Origin of the sequence: Kluyvera sp. CRP, assembly GCF_019930565.1 — a bacterium.
GTDB classification, from domain to species: Bacteria; Pseudomonadota; Gammaproteobacteria; order Enterobacterales; family Enterobacteriaceae; genus Kluyvera; species Kluyvera georgiana_A.
Map to the genome: position 1 here is coordinate 5,028,921 of NZ_CP082841.1, position 19,623 is coordinate 5,048,543.

27 protein-coding genes and 1 pseudogene are annotated in these 19,623 nt (G+C 49.8%); 22 read left to right on the forward strand and 6 right to left on the reverse strand.

Features of this window, described 5'->3' with window-relative positions:
- Positions 1-49 precede the first annotated feature (49 nt).
- Positions 50-451: a DUF2946 domain-containing protein gene (locus K7B04_RS23760; protein WP_223803159.1), complete on the reverse strand. Its 402-nt coding sequence runs from the start codon at positions 449-451 to the stop codon at positions 50-52.
- Between the two features lie 375 nt (positions 452-826).
- Here K7B04_RS23760 and K7B04_RS23765 point away from each other — a divergent pair, with 375 nt between their 5' ends.
- Positions 827-1,591: a hypothetical protein gene (locus K7B04_RS23765; protein ID WP_223803160.1), complete on the forward strand. Its 765-nt coding sequence runs from the start codon at positions 827-829 to the stop codon at positions 1,589-1,591.
- Positions 1,592-1,715: 124 nt separating this feature from the next.
- Here the strand turns inward: K7B04_RS23765 and K7B04_RS23770 are convergent, their stop codons facing one another.
- From K7B04_RS23770 to K7B04_RS23780, 3 genes are read right to left on the reverse strand one after another with little or no spacing between them, the layout of a single operon-like run.
- A complete protein-coding gene (locus K7B04_RS23770; protein WP_223803161.1) occupies positions 1,716-2,573 on the reverse strand; it encodes an FRG domain-containing protein in 858 nt (285 codons plus the stop codon).
- Between the two features lie 15 nt (positions 2,574-2,588).
- Positions 2,589-3,611, reverse strand: a complete 1,023-nt coding sequence (locus K7B04_RS23775) for a site-specific integrase (RefSeq protein WP_223803162.1) — start codon at positions 3,609-3,611, stop codon at positions 2,589-2,591.
- A gap of 7 nt (positions 3,612-3,618) precedes the next feature.
- Positions 3,619-4,197 (reverse strand): phage repressor protein CI, encoded by a 579-nt coding sequence (locus K7B04_RS23780; RefSeq protein ID WP_223803163.1) that lies wholly within the window; start codon positions 4,195-4,197, stop codon positions 3,619-3,621.
- 164 nt (positions 4,198-4,361) lie between these two features.
- On the opposite strand from K7B04_RS23780, the gene K7B04_RS23785 reads away from it, so the two are divergent.
- The 10 genes and pseudogenes from K7B04_RS23785 (at position 4,362) to K7B04_RS23830 (ending at position 10,489) form a co-directional block, all read left to right on the forward strand.
- Complete coding sequence (locus K7B04_RS23785) at positions 4,362-4,547, forward strand: hypothetical protein (protein WP_223803164.1); 186 nt, start codon at positions 4,362-4,364, stop codon at positions 4,545-4,547.
- A 34-nt stretch (positions 4,548-4,581) separates the two neighbouring features.
- The gene (locus tag K7B04_RS23790; protein WP_223803165.1) at positions 4,582-5,091 is read left to right on the forward strand and encodes a phage regulatory CII family protein; all 510 of its coding nucleotides are present in this window, start codon (positions 4,582-4,584) and stop codon (positions 5,089-5,091) included.
- A 7-nt stretch (positions 5,092-5,098) separates the two neighbouring features.
- Positions 5,099-5,299 carry a phage filamentation protein Fil family protein gene (locus K7B04_RS23795; protein WP_223803166.1) on the forward strand — a complete coding sequence of 67 codons (201 nt, stop codon included), beginning with the start codon at positions 5,099-5,101 and terminating at the stop codon, positions 5,297-5,299.
- Positions 5,263-5,601 (forward strand): DUF5347 domain-containing protein, encoded by a 339-nt coding sequence (locus tag K7B04_RS23800; protein ID WP_223803167.1) that lies wholly within the window; start codon positions 5,263-5,265, stop codon positions 5,599-5,601. The genes K7B04_RS23795 and K7B04_RS23800 overlap by 37 nt, the downstream gene beginning before the upstream one ends.
- Before the next feature lie 64 nt (positions 5,602-5,665).
- Entirely contained in the window at positions 5,666-5,899 is a 234-nt protein-coding gene (locus K7B04_RS23805) for a DUF2732 family protein (protein ID WP_223803168.1), read from the forward strand.
- Positions 5,899-6,063 carry a hypothetical protein gene (locus K7B04_RS23810; RefSeq protein WP_223803169.1) on the forward strand — a complete coding sequence of 55 codons (165 nt, stop codon included), beginning with the start codon at positions 5,899-5,901 and terminating at the stop codon, positions 6,061-6,063. Before K7B04_RS23805 ends, K7B04_RS23810 begins: the two co-directional genes overlap by 1 nt.
- Before the next feature lies 1 nt (position 6,064).
- A complete protein-coding gene (locus tag K7B04_RS23815; RefSeq protein ID WP_223804217.1) occupies positions 6,065-8,308 on the forward strand; it encodes a replication endonuclease in 2,244 nt (747 codons plus the stop codon).
- A gap of 110 nt (positions 8,309-8,418) precedes the next feature.
- Positions 8,419-8,604 (forward strand): hypothetical protein, encoded by a 186-nt coding sequence (locus tag K7B04_RS23820; protein ID WP_223803170.1) that lies wholly within the window; start codon positions 8,419-8,421, stop codon positions 8,602-8,604.
- A 120-nt stretch (positions 8,605-8,724) separates the two neighbouring features.
- Positions 8,725-8,799 (forward strand): annotated as a pseudogene (locus K7B04_RS23825) (DinI-like family protein); the annotation flags it as partial.
- Positions 8,800-8,881: 82 nt separating this feature from the next.
- Positions 8,882-10,489, forward strand: coding sequence for a protein kinase (locus tag K7B04_RS23830; protein WP_223803172.1), 1,608 nt, complete (start codon positions 8,882-8,884; stop codon positions 10,487-10,489).
- 409 nt (positions 10,490-10,898) lie between these two features.
- Here K7B04_RS23830 and K7B04_RS23835 read toward each other — a convergent pair whose 3' ends face one another.
- Both K7B04_RS23835 and K7B04_RS23840 read right to left on the reverse strand, forming a co-directional pair.
- Positions 10,899-11,936: a phage portal protein gene (locus K7B04_RS23835; protein WP_223803173.1), complete on the reverse strand. Its 1,038-nt coding sequence runs from the start codon at positions 11,934-11,936 to the stop codon at positions 10,899-10,901.
- On the reverse strand, positions 11,936-13,705 hold the full coding sequence (locus K7B04_RS23840; protein WP_223803174.1) for a terminase ATPase subunit family protein: 1,770 nt from the start codon (positions 13,703-13,705) through the stop codon (positions 11,936-11,938). Before K7B04_RS23840 ends, K7B04_RS23835 begins: the two co-directional genes overlap by 1 nt.
- A 165-nt stretch (positions 13,706-13,870) precedes the next feature.
- Here K7B04_RS23840 and K7B04_RS23845 point away from each other — a divergent pair, with 165 nt between their 5' ends.
- The 11 genes from K7B04_RS23845 to K7B04_RS23895 all read left to right on the forward strand — a co-directional run bounded on the left by K7B04_RS23845 (position 13,871) and on the right by K7B04_RS23895 (position 19,577).
- Positions 13,871-14,734, forward strand: coding sequence for a GPO family capsid scaffolding protein (locus K7B04_RS23845; protein ID WP_223803175.1), 864 nt, complete (start codon positions 13,871-13,873; stop codon positions 14,732-14,734).
- A 31-nt stretch (positions 14,735-14,765) separates the two neighbouring features.
- Positions 14,766-15,926 carry a phage major capsid protein, P2 family gene (locus K7B04_RS23850; protein WP_223803176.1) on the forward strand — a complete coding sequence of 387 codons (1,161 nt, stop codon included), beginning with the start codon at positions 14,766-14,768 and terminating at the stop codon, positions 15,924-15,926.
- Between the two features lie 3 nt (positions 15,927-15,929).
- Positions 15,930-16,691, forward strand: a complete 762-nt coding sequence (locus K7B04_RS23855; RefSeq protein ID WP_223803177.1) for a terminase endonuclease subunit — start codon at positions 15,930-15,932, stop codon at positions 16,689-16,691.
- Between the two features lie 97 nt (positions 16,692-16,788).
- A complete protein-coding gene (locus tag K7B04_RS23860) occupies positions 16,789-17,289 on the forward strand; it encodes a head completion/stabilization protein (RefSeq protein WP_223803178.1) in 501 nt (166 codons plus the stop codon).
- Positions 17,289-17,492 (forward strand): tail protein X, encoded by a 204-nt coding sequence (locus tag K7B04_RS23865; protein WP_223803179.1) that lies wholly within the window; start codon positions 17,289-17,291, stop codon positions 17,490-17,492. The genes K7B04_RS23860 and K7B04_RS23865 overlap by 1 nt, the downstream gene beginning before the upstream one ends.
- Positions 17,483-17,704 carry an HP1 family phage holin gene (locus tag K7B04_RS23870; RefSeq protein WP_223803180.1) on the forward strand — a complete coding sequence of 74 codons (222 nt, stop codon included), beginning with the start codon at positions 17,483-17,485 and terminating at the stop codon, positions 17,702-17,704. Before K7B04_RS23865 ends, K7B04_RS23870 begins: the two co-directional genes overlap by 10 nt.
- On the forward strand, positions 17,688-18,197 hold the full coding sequence (locus K7B04_RS23875; protein ID WP_223803181.1) for a lysozyme: 510 nt from the start codon (positions 17,688-17,690) through the stop codon (positions 18,195-18,197). The genes K7B04_RS23870 and K7B04_RS23875 overlap by 17 nt, the downstream gene beginning before the upstream one ends.
- On the forward strand, positions 18,194-18,607 hold the full coding sequence (gene lysB / locus K7B04_RS23880) for an Rz-like lysis system protein LysB (RefSeq protein ID WP_110140865.1): 414 nt from the start codon (positions 18,194-18,196) through the stop codon (positions 18,605-18,607). The genes K7B04_RS23875 and lysB overlap by 4 nt, the downstream gene beginning before the upstream one ends.
- Positions 18,507-18,752 carry an Rz1-like lysis system protein LysC gene (lysC, locus tag K7B04_RS23885; RefSeq protein WP_249221867.1) on the forward strand — a complete coding sequence of 82 codons (246 nt, stop codon included), beginning with the start codon at positions 18,507-18,509 and terminating at the stop codon, positions 18,750-18,752. The genes lysB and lysC overlap by 101 nt, the downstream gene beginning before the upstream one ends.
- Positions 18,715-19,131 (forward strand): phage tail protein, encoded by a 417-nt coding sequence (locus K7B04_RS23890; RefSeq protein ID WP_110140869.1) that lies wholly within the window; start codon positions 18,715-18,717, stop codon positions 19,129-19,131. Before lysC ends, K7B04_RS23890 begins: the two co-directional genes overlap by 38 nt.
- Complete coding sequence (locus K7B04_RS23895) at positions 19,128-19,577, forward strand: phage virion morphogenesis protein (RefSeq protein ID WP_223803183.1); 450 nt, start codon at positions 19,128-19,130, stop codon at positions 19,575-19,577. Before K7B04_RS23890 ends, K7B04_RS23895 begins: the two co-directional genes overlap by 4 nt.
- Positions 19,578-19,623: the final 46 nt, after the last annotated feature.

The window sequence follows — 19,623 nt, forward strand, 5'->3', positions numbered from 1 at the left end:
CTTCATACATGCGAAAAGAGGTGTGACGCTAAGGCGTCATTTATCATTTTTAAGCAGGTAAAGCAGACAAACGCGGCGGCGCGCGGGTATCGGGGAAGAGCCAGGGGAAATAGCGCCAGTGGGTCACCAGAGGCGGGAAAGCGGTAATCGTCACGCGCAGCAACAGCGCGCACAGCAGTACGCACAGCGCCAGCATCATGCCGGGAACATGGGCCAACAGCACGCAGTAGCCACAGGCCTCACCGTGGTCGATGGGCATGCTGTCCGGCATCGAATGATGAGTGGGCATCGGCATGGTCATGTCATGGTGCATACCAGGCATCGCGCTCATCGGCGATTGCTGTAGCGATACAGAGACCAGCGGAGCAAAGATAATCAGCGCCATAGCTAACAGCGCAAGCCTGGCGGCCCACTGTTTCAGTGCTGTGATGTTGGATGCTCTGCCGCTCACACTACCCTCCAATGAATGAGGGCATTGTAAATGATTTAACAACTAAATGTTAACGAATGGTGCGTTTGAGGATAAAAAAAGGGCCAGCCTTTCGGCCAGCCCTTTTCTAACAGGATGTCGCTTGCGCGAATCTTAGTTAAGACGCTTCTATCTAATGCTATTGATATTTAAAAATATTTCTTTAAAAACATACTATTAAAGTCATCTACAGGGCAATGAAGTGCAGCCAAAAACATGCTGCATGGGCAAATTATGGTCATTTCTCATTACAATCTACAGCATCTTTTTCTGAAGCTATTTTACTGATAAAATTGATAAAATTGATAAAATTGATAAAATTGATAAAATTGATAAAATTGATAAATAGGTAATCAAATGAAAGAAGAAGAAGAAAATGTTATATTTTTGGAGCGAATTATACCCATATCTCGATTTTACACGACATCATATATATCAGAAAAAACTTCGAAATTAATATGGATTTTTTTCGCTCTAAACTCAATTTATATATTATTACACACAAAAATAATAACTTTAAAAGAACTTAGTATTTATTTTTTTAGTTTTGGTGTGGTTCCGAATCAACTGAGTAAATTGATTTTTATTTCTGCTGTTGCAATTTTTATAAAAGCAATAGTAAGCTTTCTTGGCGATATTAAAAACAATAGATATGAACGTGCATTAAATGCTTATAAGCTTAGAATATTAAGCAGAGATATTATTGGAAAACATATTTCTTTGATGGATGATACCAAATCAACATTCTCATCAATGAATGAGCAGCGAGAAAAATTAAATCAAGAACTTAATGAGGCCCAAGATAAAAAGAACAACCACAATCCCTCACTGAAAACATCACCTCAGGAAAAAAGAATAAGAGATTTTCATGAAAAAAAATACAACCATATCTTATTAAAAGTTCAAAAAAACAATTTAAAAAACGATGAAGACATAAAGGAATTAAGCAGATTAACAGATATATCAGGTTTACACATTAAAAGTTTGTATTTGATTTCTAAATCTTACAAAAAACAATGGTGGATTACAACTTTGACTAATTTCATTCCTCCAAGTATAACTATTATATATACATTTTACATTCATTTTGGTGAAAGTATCATTAGCATATTAAAACCCTAATATCTTCATTAAAATAACACACACCTTTTATTCAAAATGAATTAGAAATTAGATTAAAGCACGTTATTTTTATTGCCTCTTAAAATGAGGCAATAAAAATATTATTTTCAAGACAGAAAAAAGATCATTCGGTAACAGCACTATCATTTTGATATTTTTGAATTAAAAAATTTGCAGTCTTATCAATTTCAGGAAAAAGTGAACTGGCATGGACACCTAATGACTCTAATTCCTTTCTTATTTTTTTCTTGTGCTTTGCCTGGATGATTACATACTCTCGCTTTATCCACTCCTCTGGTTTAGTCCCCTTGAAGCCATTTGCACCATATAAAAAAAACGCGCCCGATTGAGCAATTATTCTTTTATTTGACATTTTTGGCTTAACATATATTGGATGTACGAGATCATATGGGTTTATTATATCTCGAAAATGAGACTTCTCCATTTTTATATGATATAAAAGCTGATCAACAGATTTATTTTTATTAAAAGCATCTTTCCCAATATCTCGTGATATAATTTCAAAAACTTCAGATTTATCTTTTATCTTGAGATTTGCTAAGTTTGACATACAACTGACACGGTCACTGTCATAATATCTCTTTCTGCTTTCAGGAACAAAATAAGCATAAACCAATCCATCTTGTAACCGTCTATCCTTTTTAAAGTCTTCAGTAGCAAACCATAATGCTATTAACGGGTTAATAGTCACATCCAGTAATCTAGTCGGTAAGTCAAAGTGTTGCATTCTGACGAGACGATCGAACATAGTTTGATCTTTCGAAAACTCTTCAGGATGAATAGATACAATGTCTCGGACAGTATAATTTTCATGCTCATAAAGTCTTACATCTGGTCTAAATAATTTTGGAAGCATAGACCAACCTGAATATTTTTGCCCTCTAAATGAAGTTGGACTCTTTCCTTCATTTCGCCATGATAATGCAATTTTAACAAAATCAGAGACAGATTCGATATCCATATTTTCACCTTATAGTTAACTTAAATTTGATAATGGGTTTAGACTTACAGCATCTTCAAGATGATCAGGGGAAAAATGTGCATATCGCATCGTCTCTCGGATATTCGCATGTCCTAAAATCTGTTGTAAGACTAAAATATTCCCGCCATTCATCATAAAATGACTAGCAAATGTATGGCGTAAAACATGAGTTTTCTGCCCTTCGGCTAACTGTATATCGGTCAGCGCGAGCATTTTTTTGAACTCCTGATAACAAGGATGAAACATTTTTCCCTGCAAAGGAGCAAGCTCATCATATAACCACTGAGGGATGGGTACCGTACGGTTCTTTTTGCCCTTCGTTTTCGTGAAGGTCAGCTTGTTGGGTGAAAGTTGTGAACGCGTAAGACGTTCTGCCTCGCTCCAGCGAGCTCCAGTCGCAAGACATATTTTGACGATGCGAGTTAAGTAAATTTTCCCATAGGATTCACAGGCGTTGAGCACTTCGCGAATCTGCGGCTGGGTAAGCCACGACATTTCTTTTTCAGCTTCTTTGAAAACTCGAACGCCTTCGAGAGGATTAGGCAGACTCCATTCACCCAAGCGTTTTAGCTCATTGAACACGGCCTCAAGATACTGCTGCTCCCGGTTCACAGTGACAGGCTTGGCAATCCACTTTTCAGGGTTAGCGTGATAGCCGTTATTAATTTCACCTTTGAGACGTTTATCGCGATAGTGTGCAAAATCTTTCGCTGTAAGTTGGATCGCAATTGGATCACCAAGACCCCGACAAACTATATGCAGTTTTGCCAATCTCGATTTGCTGGCAACAAGTGACTGCCCGTGTAGGTTATGCCAGAGCTCAATCAGTTCACTCAGGCGTCGACGATCTTCCTTCTCACCCATCCAGGGCTTATTTTGAGCCTCCTCACGGTAATACTGCTCAAAGGCAACAGCTTCCCCTTTAGTAGTGAACTTCTTTCGTACACGACGGCTATCAGCCCCATCGACACGGAAATCACAAAGCCAATCACCAGAGGCTAGTTTCTTTATTGCCATAATTATTTTAGTAAGTTCTGCTTAGGGTTAGGTGTACCAGACCAATACATTCAACCTCTGATACAGCACACTGGAAATCAGTGCCCGAGTTGCTTACTTTGATTTTGTTGCCTGGGATTCTAGCAACGTCATAGATATCATGATCACCATCGATACTGAGCAGCCAACGACCATTAGAAATATCAGTCTTATCAAAATCGACAACCCAAGAATCCTGGCCCTTACAGATGTATTTAGGGCTCGTTATAACATCCGAGAGTAGCGATGCATCAACAATCCACTTGTCATTCTCAATCAAGTTGCCCGCCAAAATATCAAAACGGGTTAACGTCTTCATCCTACTTTGTGTGTAGTCGGCATCAAACTTACTCCCCTTCCCTGTCGCCAACCAACGCAACGAAACCCCAGTATCCAGAGCACAAGCTACCACCACATCGCCGGGGAAATAATCTCGCCTTACCCATGTACTGATCGTGCCAGATGATAGTTCATGCATATCGCCAAGCTGCTTTTGCATAGTAAAACCATAAGCGTCTAGCATGCGCTGCAACACTGCCTTTCCACCTTCTAGTTCGTCCAATTTCATCTTAAAAATCCAAGTTATCGCAAAAATCCAATTTGACACCTCAAATAAATAAGATTAGATTTTGCTTAAAACTGAAAAATGCACGCCAATGCACTGTACTTACACTCAACTGAGAATAATCACTTATGACTCCACAAATTGCAATCCCGTCAGGCGCGGACCTCATGACATATGACGAATTTGCTGAACGCTATGGCTACAGCCTTCGCACAGTAAAACAGATGGTTGCCGATGGTGACTTACTCCTCATGCCTCGTAAAAAAGATGGAGGTGCTGCACGTATCAATATGGTTGCCTTTCGCGCTCGCCTTCTGGCGCAAGGCCTCAACTGCCGCTATGTGACTGCTTGAAAACTCGATTATTTAAGATTTGAAGGGAAAGCACATGTTTGATTTTCAAGTTTCCAAACATTCTCACTATGACGAAGCGTGCCGGGCATTTGCTAAGCGGCACAACATGGCAAAACTGGCAGAGCGCGCCGGGATGAATGTTCAAACGTTACGTAACAAGCTCAACCCAGAACAGCCTCACCAGTTTACGCCACCTGAATTGTGGCTACTGACTGACCTGACAGAAGACTCAACCCTTGTTGATGGTTTTCTGGCGCAGATTCATTGTCTGCCTTGTGTGCCGGTGAATGAATTAGCAAAAGACAAGCTGCAGACTTATGTCATGCGTGCCATGAGCGAACTCGGTGAGCTGGCAACTGGTGCTGTGTCGACAGAGCGTATGACCTCTGACCGCAAATACAGCATGGTTGAGAGTGTAAATTCAGGGATTCGCATGTTGTCGCTTTCGGCCCTAGCTTTACAAGCTCGCCTACAGGCTAACCCGGCCATGTCGAGCGTTGTCGATACCATGACCGGCATCGGCGCAACATTTGGTTTGGTGTGAGGTGGTTATGCTGACTAAAGAGCCATCTTTTGCATCACTACTCGTTAAGCAAAGCCCATCGATGCATTACGGCCACGGCTGGATTGCAGGTGAGAACGGTAAGCGCTGGCATCCGAGCCGTTCGCAAGCTGATTTACTAGCTGGATTGTCGACCAATAAGCAGGGGGAATCATGGCTCTCGAAGCTGTTGAACTGTCTGCGCCACTGACCGCCGGTGAACGACTGGCCGGTTTGAATCATATCGCTGAGTTACGCGCCCGGTTTTGGGGTGATGGCTGGAAAGAGGTCGAGCAGTTTATCCGCGACATGCGTAATAAACGTGATCCACTGTTTGAAGAGAATGGCCGCGCACTAGCCGCAATATTCTTTCTGGCAAAAATATCGACAGCTCGTCATGAGCTCGAATTAAGTGAGCTGACGACTGACGAGAAAAAAGCGCTTATTACAGCGATGAATCATTTTCGTGCAGTGGTGAGCTTATTTCCAAAACGGCTAACCATGCCGAATTAACCCACAACAGAAATTAATGGCGTAAACCCGTCGGGCATTCTTTTGCCCAAATTCAGGAGGCTTTATGAGTCGAACTATTTTCTTATCAACGCCGAGCAGTACTGGCGAAGACGTATTGGCGACATTGTTTGAAGAGGCCAGAAAAGAAGAGCGCAAAGATCGCGCTTTAGCCGTTTCCATCCGTCTCGAGGCTCTGGCCGTTCACATTACCAAGATGAATATGAGTGGCAAGGAAGCAGCTGAACTTCTGCGCCGCGAGGCCGCTCGCTACGAAAACGAATCTCAGGAGCTGCACTGATGGCTGATGATACCCAACAGCTTACAGCAAGTGAGTTGACTCGCCTGATTTGGGGGCTAAAAGCGGAAGGTTTTCACCCTCGTCTGCTGGTCGGGTTGATAGAGCTGCAACAGCGCCGGGAAGCTGACGAACGAGCTGTGCTTCTCGAGGTTGGTAGTGAGTAGTATTCAGTTGGCTTACGCTTACCCGTGGAACACTCCACGGTCAGCAATAGCAAGCCCATACCTGACCTATGACCAACAACAAAGCCGCGATCGTATGTTCGCGGCTTTGCTGCATGCGCGAAAGGCACTTTCTCTTCAGCCCGAGAGTGTGCGCTTTGACGTTTACCGCACCGCTGCGATGTTGGAGCAAAATCAGGGTAGTCAGCGAGCCAATGCTTTTTTAATCAGCTTCTGTAAAAAGACATTGCCGCGCCTAGAACTGGTCGCAAAAAAATATGAGTGTGCTGGCATTAACCAAAATGTATCTGATGATGTTTTTGGTGGTCAGTTTGATACGCAGTTAATTCAGTATCTGGCATCACGTATGGTCAATATGGTGGCGCGATACAACCGCCTTCCAGATATGGCGCGTGCCGACATTGATTTACTCGCCGCTGATATAGCGAACTTCATTCGTGGTGAGCTTGCCAATATTGATGACAGTGATTTCGGCGAGCTCAAAACGCTTTATACCTGGTATATGCGCGCCGGATATATCTCACGCCAGTTCAATGTTACCCCTCCCCATTGGGAACGGGTGACAAGCAAAGTTTTCAATCAGGACGACATCGCTCCCGCCGTTATTCGTATGTTTACTGAGTCATGGTGGCGCGGTCGTCTGCGTCGCGTTGCGGCTGCATGGCGCGAACATCTGCAAATTGCCGTCGGCAATGTCAGCAAGAAAAAACGCCCGTATGCGAGTAAAAACTGCGTCACCGACTGGCGCGAGCAGAAGCGCCGCACCCGTGAATTTCTCAAAGGGCTGGAGCTCGAAGACGAAGACGGCAACCGCATCAGCCTGATTGAAAAATATGATGGCTCCGTTGCTAACCCTGCTATTCGCCGATGTGAACTCATGACCCGCATTCGCGGGTTTGAAAATATCTGTAATGAGCTCGGTTATGTCGGGGAGTTTTACACCCTGACTGCGCCGTCTAAATATCACGCCACGATTAAAGCGGGTTACCGTAACAGTAAATGGAACGGCTCCAGCCCGTCAGACACGCAAAGATATCTTACTGGTCTGTGGGCGAGAATCCGGGCAAAGCTGCACCGTGAAGAAATCCGTATTTTCGGGATCCGTGTAGCTGAGCCACACCATGATGCAACCCCTCACTGGCATATGCTGATGTTTATGTTGCCTGAAGATGTCGAACGTGTTCGCCTCATCATTCGCCATTATGCGTGGGAAGAAGACCGCCACGAACTGAAGAGTGATAAAGCCAAAAAAGCGCGCTTTCACGCTGAAGCTATCGACCCGGAAAAAGGCAGCGCGACCGGCTATGTCGCGAAATATATTTCGAAAAATATCGATGGTTATGCACTCGATGGTGAAACCGATGATGAAAGCGGCGAGCTGTTAAAAGAGACTGCACCGGCGGTTTCCGCATGGGCTGCACGGTGGCACATTCGTCAATTTCAGTTTATCGGTGGTGCGCCGGTGACTGTCTACCGCGAGTTGCGCCGCCTTGCTGATACCGAGACCGCGCACGGCCTCAGCGTTGAGTTTGCTGCTGTTCATGATGCGGCTGACGCTGGTGATTGGGCTGGTTATGTCAATGCTCAGGGTGGGCCATTCGTGCGCCGTGATGACTTGCAGGTACGCACATTGTACGAGCCACGAGCCGAGTTTAATCAGTACGGCGAGGAAACTGTCGCCATCCGTGGTGTTTACGATTCCCTCGTCGGTGCCGGCACTCCAATTTTAACCAGACTCACGCAATGGAAGATTGTTCCGAAGCGCGTCGTTGATTTGGCCGTTGACCTTCAGGACGGCTTTGCCGTCCCTCGGAGTTCTGTCAATAACTGTACGGGGAGCGAAAGCGAGCCGCCAGTACTTGATTTATCGAAACCACTAAGTCGACATGAAAAGCGTGAACTGACGAAGCGGTTAAGGAAGCCAAAACCAGCGAAAAAGCCGCCGTACATCCACGGTTCTGAAGAGAAACACACGGCTATAGAGAAGACTGTCGATGAGATTCGCCTGACCACCGGAATAACCATAAGCCGGGGTGAAGCTCTGCATTTAATGGCTGGCGGCACGAGTTGCATTAATGGCAAATGGCGAAAAGGTTCGGCCAGTGGTGAGATCTTCCCTTCTGCGCCATCCCGGCAGGTAAAGACTAGCATTCAGAGAGAAAAAACAGAGAAAATCCTTAAACGTGTTGAGGAATTGTCTGCAACCGCAAGACGTGTGGATTGCTAAATTACATCTATATCATGCACATACCTAAAACGAATGAGAGATTTTTTGCTTTCAATTATTTCTCATAACGTGATACTGTATGAATATACAGTGTTTATTCGGAGGGTTTCATGGTTGGGGAACATATCACCCGGACGCAGCAAAAGTGGGCATGTGTACAATTCATTGCCGAGGTGTCTTTGATTGCGAACTGCAAACCAGCGGATCTAAAGCTCGCACTGACTATAATCGCTGACCTTGCCCACAGCGAAAACGACAACGAAAAGAGCAAGGAAATTTTCTACAAGGCCGAATAGATTGACTGCGTTGGTGCAAGAATTAATTTTTTGCGTCGGCGCGGTCTAACAGTAAGCACCGCAAGACGTTAGCTGTGGCATGGTTTGAAGGAGGATAAAAAACTCAACTCGACCACTATTTTCGATAAAGACTCAGACCGTGAAGCGCTGGATAGTATCCTGCAAGAAGTCTGGGAAGATGAAAGCTGGCGTTAGCTGCTGAAAAATGTTCAAACCTCAGCCCTATGTTTGTTAGCATGTGGTTGAGGTCTAAACTTTAACAAGGAATTTGATTCGCATGTCTGCTCAAAGCATATCAAGCCTTTTGAAGGCTAAACAATGGATTGATACTAATGTAGGGAGATTTGAATTTAAAAAAGAAATTGGTGAAGGTGGTAATAGCAATGTATTTCTTTTTTCTAAATCAGATCATGATTTTGCAATAAAATTCTTAAAACCTAGCAGTGACCATAGTAAAACAGATAGATTTAAAGATGAGTTTTTTTGCGTGTCTCAAATGCCATCCAACGAAAACATTGTCCAATACTATCACTTAGATAAAATACAAATCGATGACGTTGATTATTTCATTATCATAATGAAGCGATATAGTCGATCATTAAAAAATGACTTTGCCAATAAAAACTCTGTGGAAGAATATGAAAAAGATGTTCGAAAATTATTCAGTGATTTATTTAATGGTTTAAAGCATATTCACAATCATGGCGTTATACATAGAGATCTTAAGCCCGAAAATATTTTTATTGATAGTGGAACTGATGCTTATGTCATCGGAGACTTTGGAATATCTAGATTCGATGATGAATTCTTTGCTCGTTTATCACAAACCAGAAAAAGCGAACGACTGGCAAACTATAAATTTTCCGCACCTGAGCAGTCTTCTGGAAATCATGAGGTGACAATTCGTAGCGATATTTACGCTCTTGGTCAGATTATGCAATATTTTAGCACTGGGGATGTGAGTAAGGGCAACGGAAGAGAAAAGTTATCTTACATTAATGATAGTGAATTCATTGCCATTCTGGATGAGATAATTGGAAAGTGTATCATGCATAATCCAAACGACCGGTTCTCTTCATTGGAAGATATATCTGAGTATTACAAATCAAAACTTGAATCTAACAAAAGACTAATAGAGGCCCACGCCAGACATAAAGAAGAATCTGAAAGTTGGGATTTTCTGCATTCATTTGATGATGCAATAGCAAGGTCTGTCCCCCACATCAACAGAGTGGAAAAATTAACATCAAGTATAGATATCGCATTATTCCTTTCATGCATTGACAACACAATTAGCTCAGAAAGCACAAGTGACGCGCTATGGATGATTAAATCGGATGGTGGAGATCTAAACTATCGCGGAGCAAAATTAAAACAAGACAAGGAGTTTGCCATAAATTACGGTGGATTCATCACAGAAGTAAGCATAGACTCAATCAATGTTTATTACGACCCCCATTATGAACATAAGAATTTCTTCATCGTTATCACTGATGAGATGCCCCCTTTCGAATTTAACGACATAGCGGACTTATCAAAGATAAAGGCAAGGAATCAATTACAATCAAATGAAGATTACTGTATTCAATGGAATGGATATTGTTTAGACCCTAACGACGTCAGAAATAAATATGTGAATATTGAGGGGGTTACACATAGGGTTAACCGTGATGAGTTCAGGGATGTATATCGCATTATAAAAAGAGATGCATTTCTTATTGTTCCAAGCGGTACACCATCATCTCATATGACTGATCGTACCGTTGCAACGGACTTAATAAACTCTTGTTTAACGAATCAAAATGGGCTAACTACAACAGATGTAGACATTTATTTGAGAAGAATCAGGGACCATTATCAACCATGGATTCGTAACTGGCTGTAATCAGATGAGCAAAGTTAAGAGACTAATCAAACCGGCACACTGATGCCGGTTTTTTATGCGTTTTTCCCCTATTTCCAGCAATTTTTAGCCCTGCATGCGCTATTGCATCGAATTGCATGCGTTTTCCACCCCTGTCGCGCCTGAGCACCGCCAGTGCTGGCGCGCCTCCGGCGAGTTTGTGCAACTGCATTAAAACCGCCCCATAAAGCGGGCAGGCGTGGCGGGGATAGCATTGCGCGCTGAGCGTGGTATTTATTTTTATTTATCAGCGCCTGAGCGCGTCGCTGTGGCGTTTAAACGGTCGTGGGTGAGTCGTAAGGTGTTGAGGTGTGACGACGGCGTGTCGTGGCGCTGAGGGCGTTGTGTGCGGTGGGGGTAAAGCCGCCACGACGGGCGGCTATGGGTGGGGTTATTCGTCGTCGCCGAGCGTGTATTTTTCGAAGCGGATAATCTCTTCACCCGCCCACTCGTTCAGCTCCATGAAGCGCGACTGAAGCGGGGTCAGCTCGTTACGCACAAAGACCTTTGCCACCTTCTCAACGTCGCCCACTGAGCCGACGTTCTCCGGCTTGCCGCCCATCAACTGGAACGGTATGCGGTGCGCGTCGAGCAGGTCAGCGGCGCTGACTTTCTTGATATTAAAAAAGTCATCCTTTGTCGCGACTTCGCTCAGCGGCACAATTTTAATCCCGTCCGGCTTGCCGTGCGGCGCGTAGAAAAACAGGTTTTTAAAATTCCCGAGCCCTTTCGAATCACGCATCGCCTTTCGCAGCGCCTCGACGTCGGTGCTGCTCTGCGCGGCGTCAGTCACATACATGATGTACCCGGCGTGGGCGCCGTTCTGATAATACTTGCGGCGAAAAAGCGTCGCCGACTCATTCAGCCAGGCTGAATTAAGCGCGCTCAGGTATTCCGGCATCCCGTAAAGCTCCTGATTAATATCAGGCTCGAGCAGGTGGAAGACGGAACCGGCCCTGAATTTGTGCGGCTGCGTGTAGCTCTGAATGTACCAGTACACATCATCCTCGATTCCACGGCGGGTGTATTTCGCCGGTGAGGTTTCCAGCTTTAACGGCTTGCCGGTCATGCCGGTACGCTCTTCGAGAAAGGCGTTACCAAAGACCAGATAATCGAGCGCGTACCGGCTGAAATCCTGACGCGATAACAGCGGGTGCGGAATGTAGGTCGACACCAGAATGTTACGCTTCACGTAAATCGGCGAGCTGTGGTGAACGGCGGCGCGCATGCTCTTCGCCAGCCCGGAGAAGCTCACCGGCGGCTCGTACCACTGGCCGTTGTCGATACACTCCACGTAATCGAGGATATCCCGACGATCGAGTACCGGCGTCGGCTCGCCGAAGGTGAACGCTTCCATGCTCTGTGCCGGTGCGGCGGTGTGGTTTTCGGTGCGCGGCTGCTGCTGGCGCTTGTTGCGTTTTTTGCTCATTAATTCCACTCCATAATGCTGGATGACTGTTCGCCGGTCGCGGCGGTCAGCGGCTCATTGATTAATACGTGCATGGTTGCCCACGCGAGATCGGCGTGACTGGCTTCCTCGGTGCGGCTGGCCTCGTAGGTCGAGCTGCGGCCACTGCTGGTCATGGTTTTACGAATCGACATAAACGACTGCGTGATGTCGGTCGCACTGACGTCGTACTCGAGGCATCCGCGGCGAATGGTGTCTTTAGCTTTCAGCACCATCGCGGTTTTCATTTCCGGCGTGTAGCGAATTTCCCGTGCTGCCGGGTAGAACGAGCGCACCAACTGGAAGACGCCCTGACCGAGCCCGGTCGCATCGATGCCGATGTATTCGACGGTGTATTTCTGTGTGAGCTCGCGAATGGATTCGGCCTGTTGGGCAAAATCCATGCCTTTCCACTGGTGACGTTCGAGGATGCGGAATTTACCCCCGGCGACAACCGGCGGCGCGATGACGACGCAACCGGCACTGTCGCCCCGTAATGACGGGTCGTAGCCAATCCACACCGGGCGGTGACCGAATGGCCGGTCGGCAAATGGCGCGTAATCGCTCCATTTTTCGAGGCTGTCGACCATGCAGCGCTGAAGCTCTTCGAACGGGAAGACCGACGCTTTATCGTCGACGAACTCGCACATAAACAGGTTGCGGAACTCGTCGACGCTGTTCTCACGCTTCAGCGTATCGATGTTAAACAGGGTGCACCCTTTGGCGAGTGCGTCCTCGATGGTGACAATCTGCCGCCACTGGCCGTCAGGGCAAGCGACACCCTTCGCGAGTGCGGCGTGACTGATATCGATATCGACCCGCTCGCTCTTGTCCGAGCGTCCACGGTTGAACTGTTCGCCCGACCAGAACGGATAGGCACCGTGTGCCAGCGACGACGGGGTCGAAAAGTAGGTCGTGCGTAAATGCTCCTGCGACGACATGCCACCGGCGACGCGCTTCAGCTTCTGGAAGTTGGGGATCCAGAAAATTTCATCGACATACAGGTCGCCGTTGTGGCTTTGCGCGGTGTTGGCGTTGGTGCCGAGAAACATCAGCTCCGCGCCATTGTTGCCGAGTACAATCGGGTCGCCGGTGAGCTCGACGCCCACCTGTCGGGCAAAAGCGATAATGTATTTACGGAATACATAGGCTTGCGTCTTACTGGCTGACAAAAATATCTGGTTGTGGCCGGTCTTCAGCGCCTGTAGTAACGCCTCACGCGCAAAGTAGAACGTCGCGCCAATCTGGCGTGATTTGAGGATGTGCCGGATACGGTGCGCCAGTCCAGCGCGCCACCACTCGAGCTGATAGTCGAAAGACTGCTCGAGAAAAATCTCTTCGAGTTTCTCGATAGCCTCTTCGCTGAAAAAATTCTTTTTCGGCTTCTTCTTTTCCCCCTTGTTGCGGTTGGCCACCTTCGGGTTTAAATCGGCCTCGTTGCCGGTCTGGCCGTAGCGGTTAACCCTTGCGAGGCGCTCCATCTGGCGCGCCAGAAAATCCGCGACTTTGAAGTCGTGCGGCGTCAGGTCGGGCTTTGCGTAGAGCTGAATCAGTCGCGCCTCGAGCGTGAACTCGACCCGGGTTAGTGGGGCGGTCTCTTCCCATTTATCACGCTGCTTCCAGCTCTGCACCGTGGGGCGCTTAACCTGCAATTGCTCCGCGATTTGCGGCACGGAGAACCCTTGCCAGAACAAAAGCGCGGCCTGTCGTCGCGGGTCGCTGAGTAATGTTGTGTCGGTTGTAGTGGTCATAAAACCTCGCCGTGATGAGTACACGGCAAGGCTAAAGATTCAGGGGGGATGAATCGCTAAACCCCTGTTGTGTCAGGGGTTGCACTTCTGTAACCGGTGGCTGCTGAGGGGCTGAGTCGGGAAACTACAACCGACCCGATAACCCAACTCAGGACACCTGACAAAATGGCTAAAAAAATTTCGAAATGGTTTCGCATCGGCGTCGAGGGTGACACCTGCGACGGTCGCGTAATCAGTGCGACCGATATTCAGGACATGGCCGACGGCTTTGACCCGCGCGTCTATGGCTGTCGCATCAACCTCGAGCATATTCGCGGTATTTACCCCGACAGTCCGTTCTGCCGTTATGGCGATGTGGTGGAGCTGAAAGCGGAAGTGATCGACGACGATTCGGCGCTCAATGGCAAGCTGGCGCTGTTCGGCAAAATCGCCCCCCTCGACAACCTGCTCGCGCTGCTGGCGAAAGGTCAGAAGGTTTACACCTCGATGGAAATTCGCCCGAATTTTGCCAACACCGGCAAGTGCGGCCTCATCGGGCTGGCGGTCACCGACGACCCGGCGAGCCTCGGTACCGAATACCTGCAATTCTGCTCCCGTGCCAACCAAAACCCACTAGCCGGGAAGAAAGACCAGCCTGATGACCTGTTCTCAGTGGCGACCTTCGCCGCGCTGGAATTCGAAGACCAGCCCGAGACCATCATCACCAAGCTGAGCGACACCGTGAAAAGCATCTTCAGCCGTAAACAGGCCAGTGACGACGCGCGATTCGGTGACGTGCACGAAGCCGTGACCGCCATCGCCGAGCAGGTGCAGACCGGCGGCGAGAGTGTCGAGGTACGTTTCAGTCAGCTTGAAACCGAGCTCGCCGACGTCAAAAAGGCGCTGACCGAACAGGCCGCAGCCACCACGCAGCAATTCAGCACCATCAAAACCACGCTGGAACACACCGAAGACAAAACGCAGCCGCGCCGCAAATTAAGCGCCGGTGGCGACGGTGATGCGGCTGGCTCCACGCTGACCGACTGCTAACCCCTGATAAACCCGAAGGAATACAAAACCCATGCGTAAAGAGACCCGTTTTAAATTCAATCAGTACCTGAGCCGTATCGCCGAGCTGAACGGCATTGAGGTCAGCGACCTGAACAAGAAATTCACCGTTGAGCCGTCGGTCACTCAGACCCTGTTTGACAAAATCCAGCAGTCGTCCAGCTTCCTGAAGCTCATCAACATGGTGACCGTCTCCGAGCTGACCGAAGAGAAAGTCGGCATCGATGTGACCGGCTCCATTGCCAGCACCGCCGACACTGACGGCGGCGTCGAGCGTAAAACCGCCGATTTCTCGAAAATGGATGCGTACCGTTATTTCTGCCACCCGGTGAACTTCGACTATCACCTGAAATACAACAAGCTCGACCTGTGGGCGCGTTTTCAGGATTTCCAGATCCGCATTCGCAACGCCATCATCAAGCGTCAGGCGCTGGACTACATCACCATCGGCTTTAACGGGGTGAGCCGCGCGGCGACCTCTGACCGTACCAAAAACCCGTTACTTCAGGACGTGGCCGTCGGCTGGTTGCAGAAATACCGTGAAGACGCGCCTGAGCGTGTGATGTCCAGCATCACCGACGATGACGGTACCGTGATTTCGAACACCATCAAGGTGGGCAAAGGCGGTCATTACGCCAACCTCGACGCGCTGGTCATGGATGCGTTTGAATCGCTGGTCGCGGAAATTCACCGCGAAAACCCGGAAATGGTTGTCATCTGTGGTCGCCGCATCCTGACCGACAAATACTTCCCGATGATTAATAAATTCCAGGCGAACAGTGAACAGCTCGCCGGTGAGTTGATTATCAGCCAGAAAACCATCGGCCAGCTTCAGGCGGTGCGCGCGCCGTTCTTCCCGGCGAACAGCATTTTCATCACCACGCTGGATAACATTTCGATTTATCTGTACGAGGACGGCCACCGCCGCCACATCGTCGAGAACCCGAAACTCGACCAGGTGGAAAACTACGAACAGGTCAAAGTCGATTTCGTCATCGAGGACTACGAGGCCGGGTGTCTGATTGAAAATATCGAGATCCTCGAGCCGGAAGAAACCGACACTCCGGAAGCGGCCAGCGCGGAAATCTTCGCGGCGGCAATGGTCAAGGCGATGCAGTCCCTGACCGGTACCGCACCGGCTGACGCTGACACCCCTGACGGCACGGAGGCTTAACCGATGGCAACCCCCGCACAGCGTCACGCGATGCGGGTCTCGGCTATCAGGGCATCGCAGCGGGAAAACGCCCCGCTGCGTCATGCCTCAGCTTACGAGCAAATGCTCGTTAAGCTGGCCGCAGACCGCCGGACGCTTTCAGATATCCGCTCGAAAGAACGCAAAGCGGATAAAAAACGCGAATTACTCCCGCTGTACCTGCCGTGGGTCGCTGGCGTACTGGAAAGCGGCACCGGCGCACAGGATGACATTCTGATGACGGTGATGCTCTGGCGTCTTGATGCGGGGGATATCACCGGCGCGATTGAGATTGCGCGTTATGCGCTGCGCTTCGGTCTCTCGATGCCGGAAAACCATTCCCGCCCCGCGCCTTACATGCTGGCCGAAGAGGTCGCGCTCGCGGCAACCCGCGCCCGTATCGCCGGTGAGCCCGTCGACGCCGCTCAGTTGCTCGAGGTCATCGGCATGACTGAAGCCGCCGACATGCCCGACGAAGTCCGCGCCCGACTGCATAAGGTTACCGGGCTGGCCCTGCGTGATGCCGGTCAGCTTCCTGAGGCGTTAGGACATCTGAAACGCGCCTTACAGCTCGACACTAACGCCGGTGTTCGCAAGGACATTGAGACGCTCACCCGCGAGGTATTCCCGAAGCCGGTCGCCACCAAAAAAGCGGAAAAGAAAACCGCCGCGAAAAAGGCACCCGCTAAAAAACCAGATTCACCGGTGAAACGAGGGCGAGGACGCCCGAAGAAAGTCGCCGGTTAACCGAACGCGCCCCGCGCCGGGCGGCTCGCTGGTCAATGTCGGTAATTTACCGCAACTGCGACCGGCGACCACCGCCCACCTATTTACTGAGGTAGTCATGAGCACGATTGTGATGAACAACCCGACGCAACCGCGCGACCAGATGGTCATCCCGCCGGTGCCAGTTGAAGAGCCGGTGATAAAAAACAACGCCTTTTTCCCTGACGTTGATCCGAAGCGTATACGCGATGAGATGCGCCTCGAGCAGACCGTGACGCCGGTGCGTCTGCGCCGGGCAATTAAAACCGCGATGGCCGAGACCAACGCCGAGCTGACCGACTGGCGAGACCTTCAGCTCGCCGCCGGATATGCGCGGCTCGAGGATGTGCCAACGGATGAAATCGACGGCGAAAGCGTCCGGGTCTTCCACTACTTCAACGCCGTTTGTTCGATGACAACCGCGACACTGTACGAGAAATATCGCGGCGTCGATGCCAGCGCCAAAGGTGACAAAAAGGCCGACAGCATCGAGGACACCATCGACGAAATGTGGCGAGACATGCGCTGGTCGGTTGCCCGTATCCAGGACAAAGCGCGCTGCATCGTGGGGCAAATCTGATGAACGTCATCGCGCATCAGGGCGACACGCTCGACATGTTATGTCAGCGCCATTACGGGCGTACTGAGGGCGTGGTCGAGGCGGTGCTTTTGGCTAATCCGGGTCTCGCCGAGCTGGGCGTCGTCCTGCCGCACGGCACGGCGGTCAGTCTGCCTGAAGTCGACGCCGCGCCGGTATCGGAGACCGTGAACCTATGGGACTGACGATGGAAAAAATCACGACCTTTCTGACCTACTGGCTGTCAGTGGCGCTGGCGTATTTCGGTACGCAGACGCCCGAAAAGCTGGCGATTGTTATCGGCGGTGGCTGTGCCATCTTCACCGCGCTGGTGAATTTCTGGTATCGCCGCAAGACGTATAACTATCTCGTTTCAATGGGTATCGATAAGGGGGTGATTCGTGGCCTCAATCGTTAAACGTTGCAGTGTGGCCGTCGTGCTGGCGCTGGCGGCACTGGTGCCTGATTTTCGTTTGCTTCACACCTCGCCGGAGGGGCTCGCGCTGATTGCCGACCTCGAGGGTTGCCGGTTGCGCCCTTACCAGTGCAGCGCGGGGGTGTGGACGTCAGGCATCGGCCACACTGCCGGGGTGGTACCGAAACGGGATATCACCGAGAAAGAAGCCGCCGTGAATCTGGTTGCCGACGTGCTGAACGTCGAGAAACGACTCGCGGTCTGTGTGCCGATGGAAATGCCCCCCGCCGTGTATGACGCGCTGGTCAGCTTCGCCTTTAACGTCGGCACCGGCGCGGCCTGTCGCTCAACGCTGGTTTATCACCTGAAGCACCAGCAATGGTGGCAAGCCTGTAACCAGCTCACCCGCTGGGTGTATGTGAACGGCGTCCGTAGTACCGGGCTCGAAAACCGTCGCTTTCGCGAGCGTACTCACTGCCTGAAGGGGGCGCAATGAAAACGCTGATTGTGCTGTTAGTGCTGGCCGTGGCCGGGCTGCTGTGGTTGCGTCACGAAAACACCAACCTGAGCCGCTCTTTTGAACGGGCGAATAAAGTCGCGGGTGAGCAAAAAACGGTTATCAGCATGCTGAAAAGCCAGCTCAAAACCGCCCACCGCATCAGTGGTGAAAACGAAACCGCTCAGGTCTTACTGCGTGGTGAGCTCATCGATGCCGGGGCTCGGGCGCAACGCCGGGAACAGACTATAACGAGGTTACTCAATGAGAATGAACAGCTTCGCCGCTGGTACAGTGCTGATTTGCCTGATGCTGTGCGCCGGTTGCACCAGCGCGCCGCCTGTGCCGACGCCGGTGATTGTTTACAACGCTTGCCCGAGGGTCAGCCTTTGCCCGATGCCGGGAAGTGACCCGACTACCAATGGCGATCTGAGTGCGGATATACGCCAGCTCGAAAGTGCCCTCGAGCGCTGCGCGCTTCAGGTCAGAACGGTAAAAAACTGCCAGGACAAAATCGATGTACAAGCCAAAGAGTCTGCGAAAAGCCTTAACTGACGCCGTGCCTGATTTGGCGCGCAATCCCGAAATGATGCGCATCTTTATCGATAACGGGAAACTCGCCTCGACGCTGGCGGCGTCACTGTCTTTCGAGAATCAGTACACGCTCAATGTGGTGGTAACCGACTTCACCGGCGATATCGAGCTGCTGCTCGTACCGATTCAGGCATGGCTGCGCATCCATCAGGCCGACATCATGACGACCGATGAGGGGCGTAAAAAAGGCTTCACCTATTTCGCCGATATCAACGACAACGACAGCGCCGATATCAGTATCAGCCTGATGCTGACCGAGCGCACCATCGTCAGGGAAGACGGGAATAAGCTGCATATTGAGACCGTGCCGGAACCTCAGCCACCTGAGCCGCTCGTATGAATGACTTTAAACCGTTCGACGATAAGCTCGCCGGGCTGATTGCGGCGCTGTCACCGACCGCCCGGCGCAAGATGGCCGCAGATATCGCGAAGACCCTGAGAGCCCGACAACAGCGCCGGATTAAAACGCAGAAAACGCCCGACGGCACCCCATACGCCGCACGAAAACACCAGCCGGTGAAAGCGAAGAAAGGCCGGGTTAAGCGGGAAATGTTCGCAAAGCTCCGCACCAGTCGCTTTATGAAAGCCACGGCGGGAAATGACGCTGCCGTCGTGGAATTTACCGGCAAGGTGCAAAGGATGGTGAATGTGCATCAGTACGGTCTGAAGGATAAGCCAGGGCGAAACAGCTCGCCGGTGCAGTACGCCGCCCGACCGCTCATCGGGTTTAACGTTGAAGACCGACAAAGTATAGAAAATATTATTATCTGCAAATTATCTATTTAAGATATGTGTAACACGTCGTTAGTTATTAAATGCCGCAGGCATGACT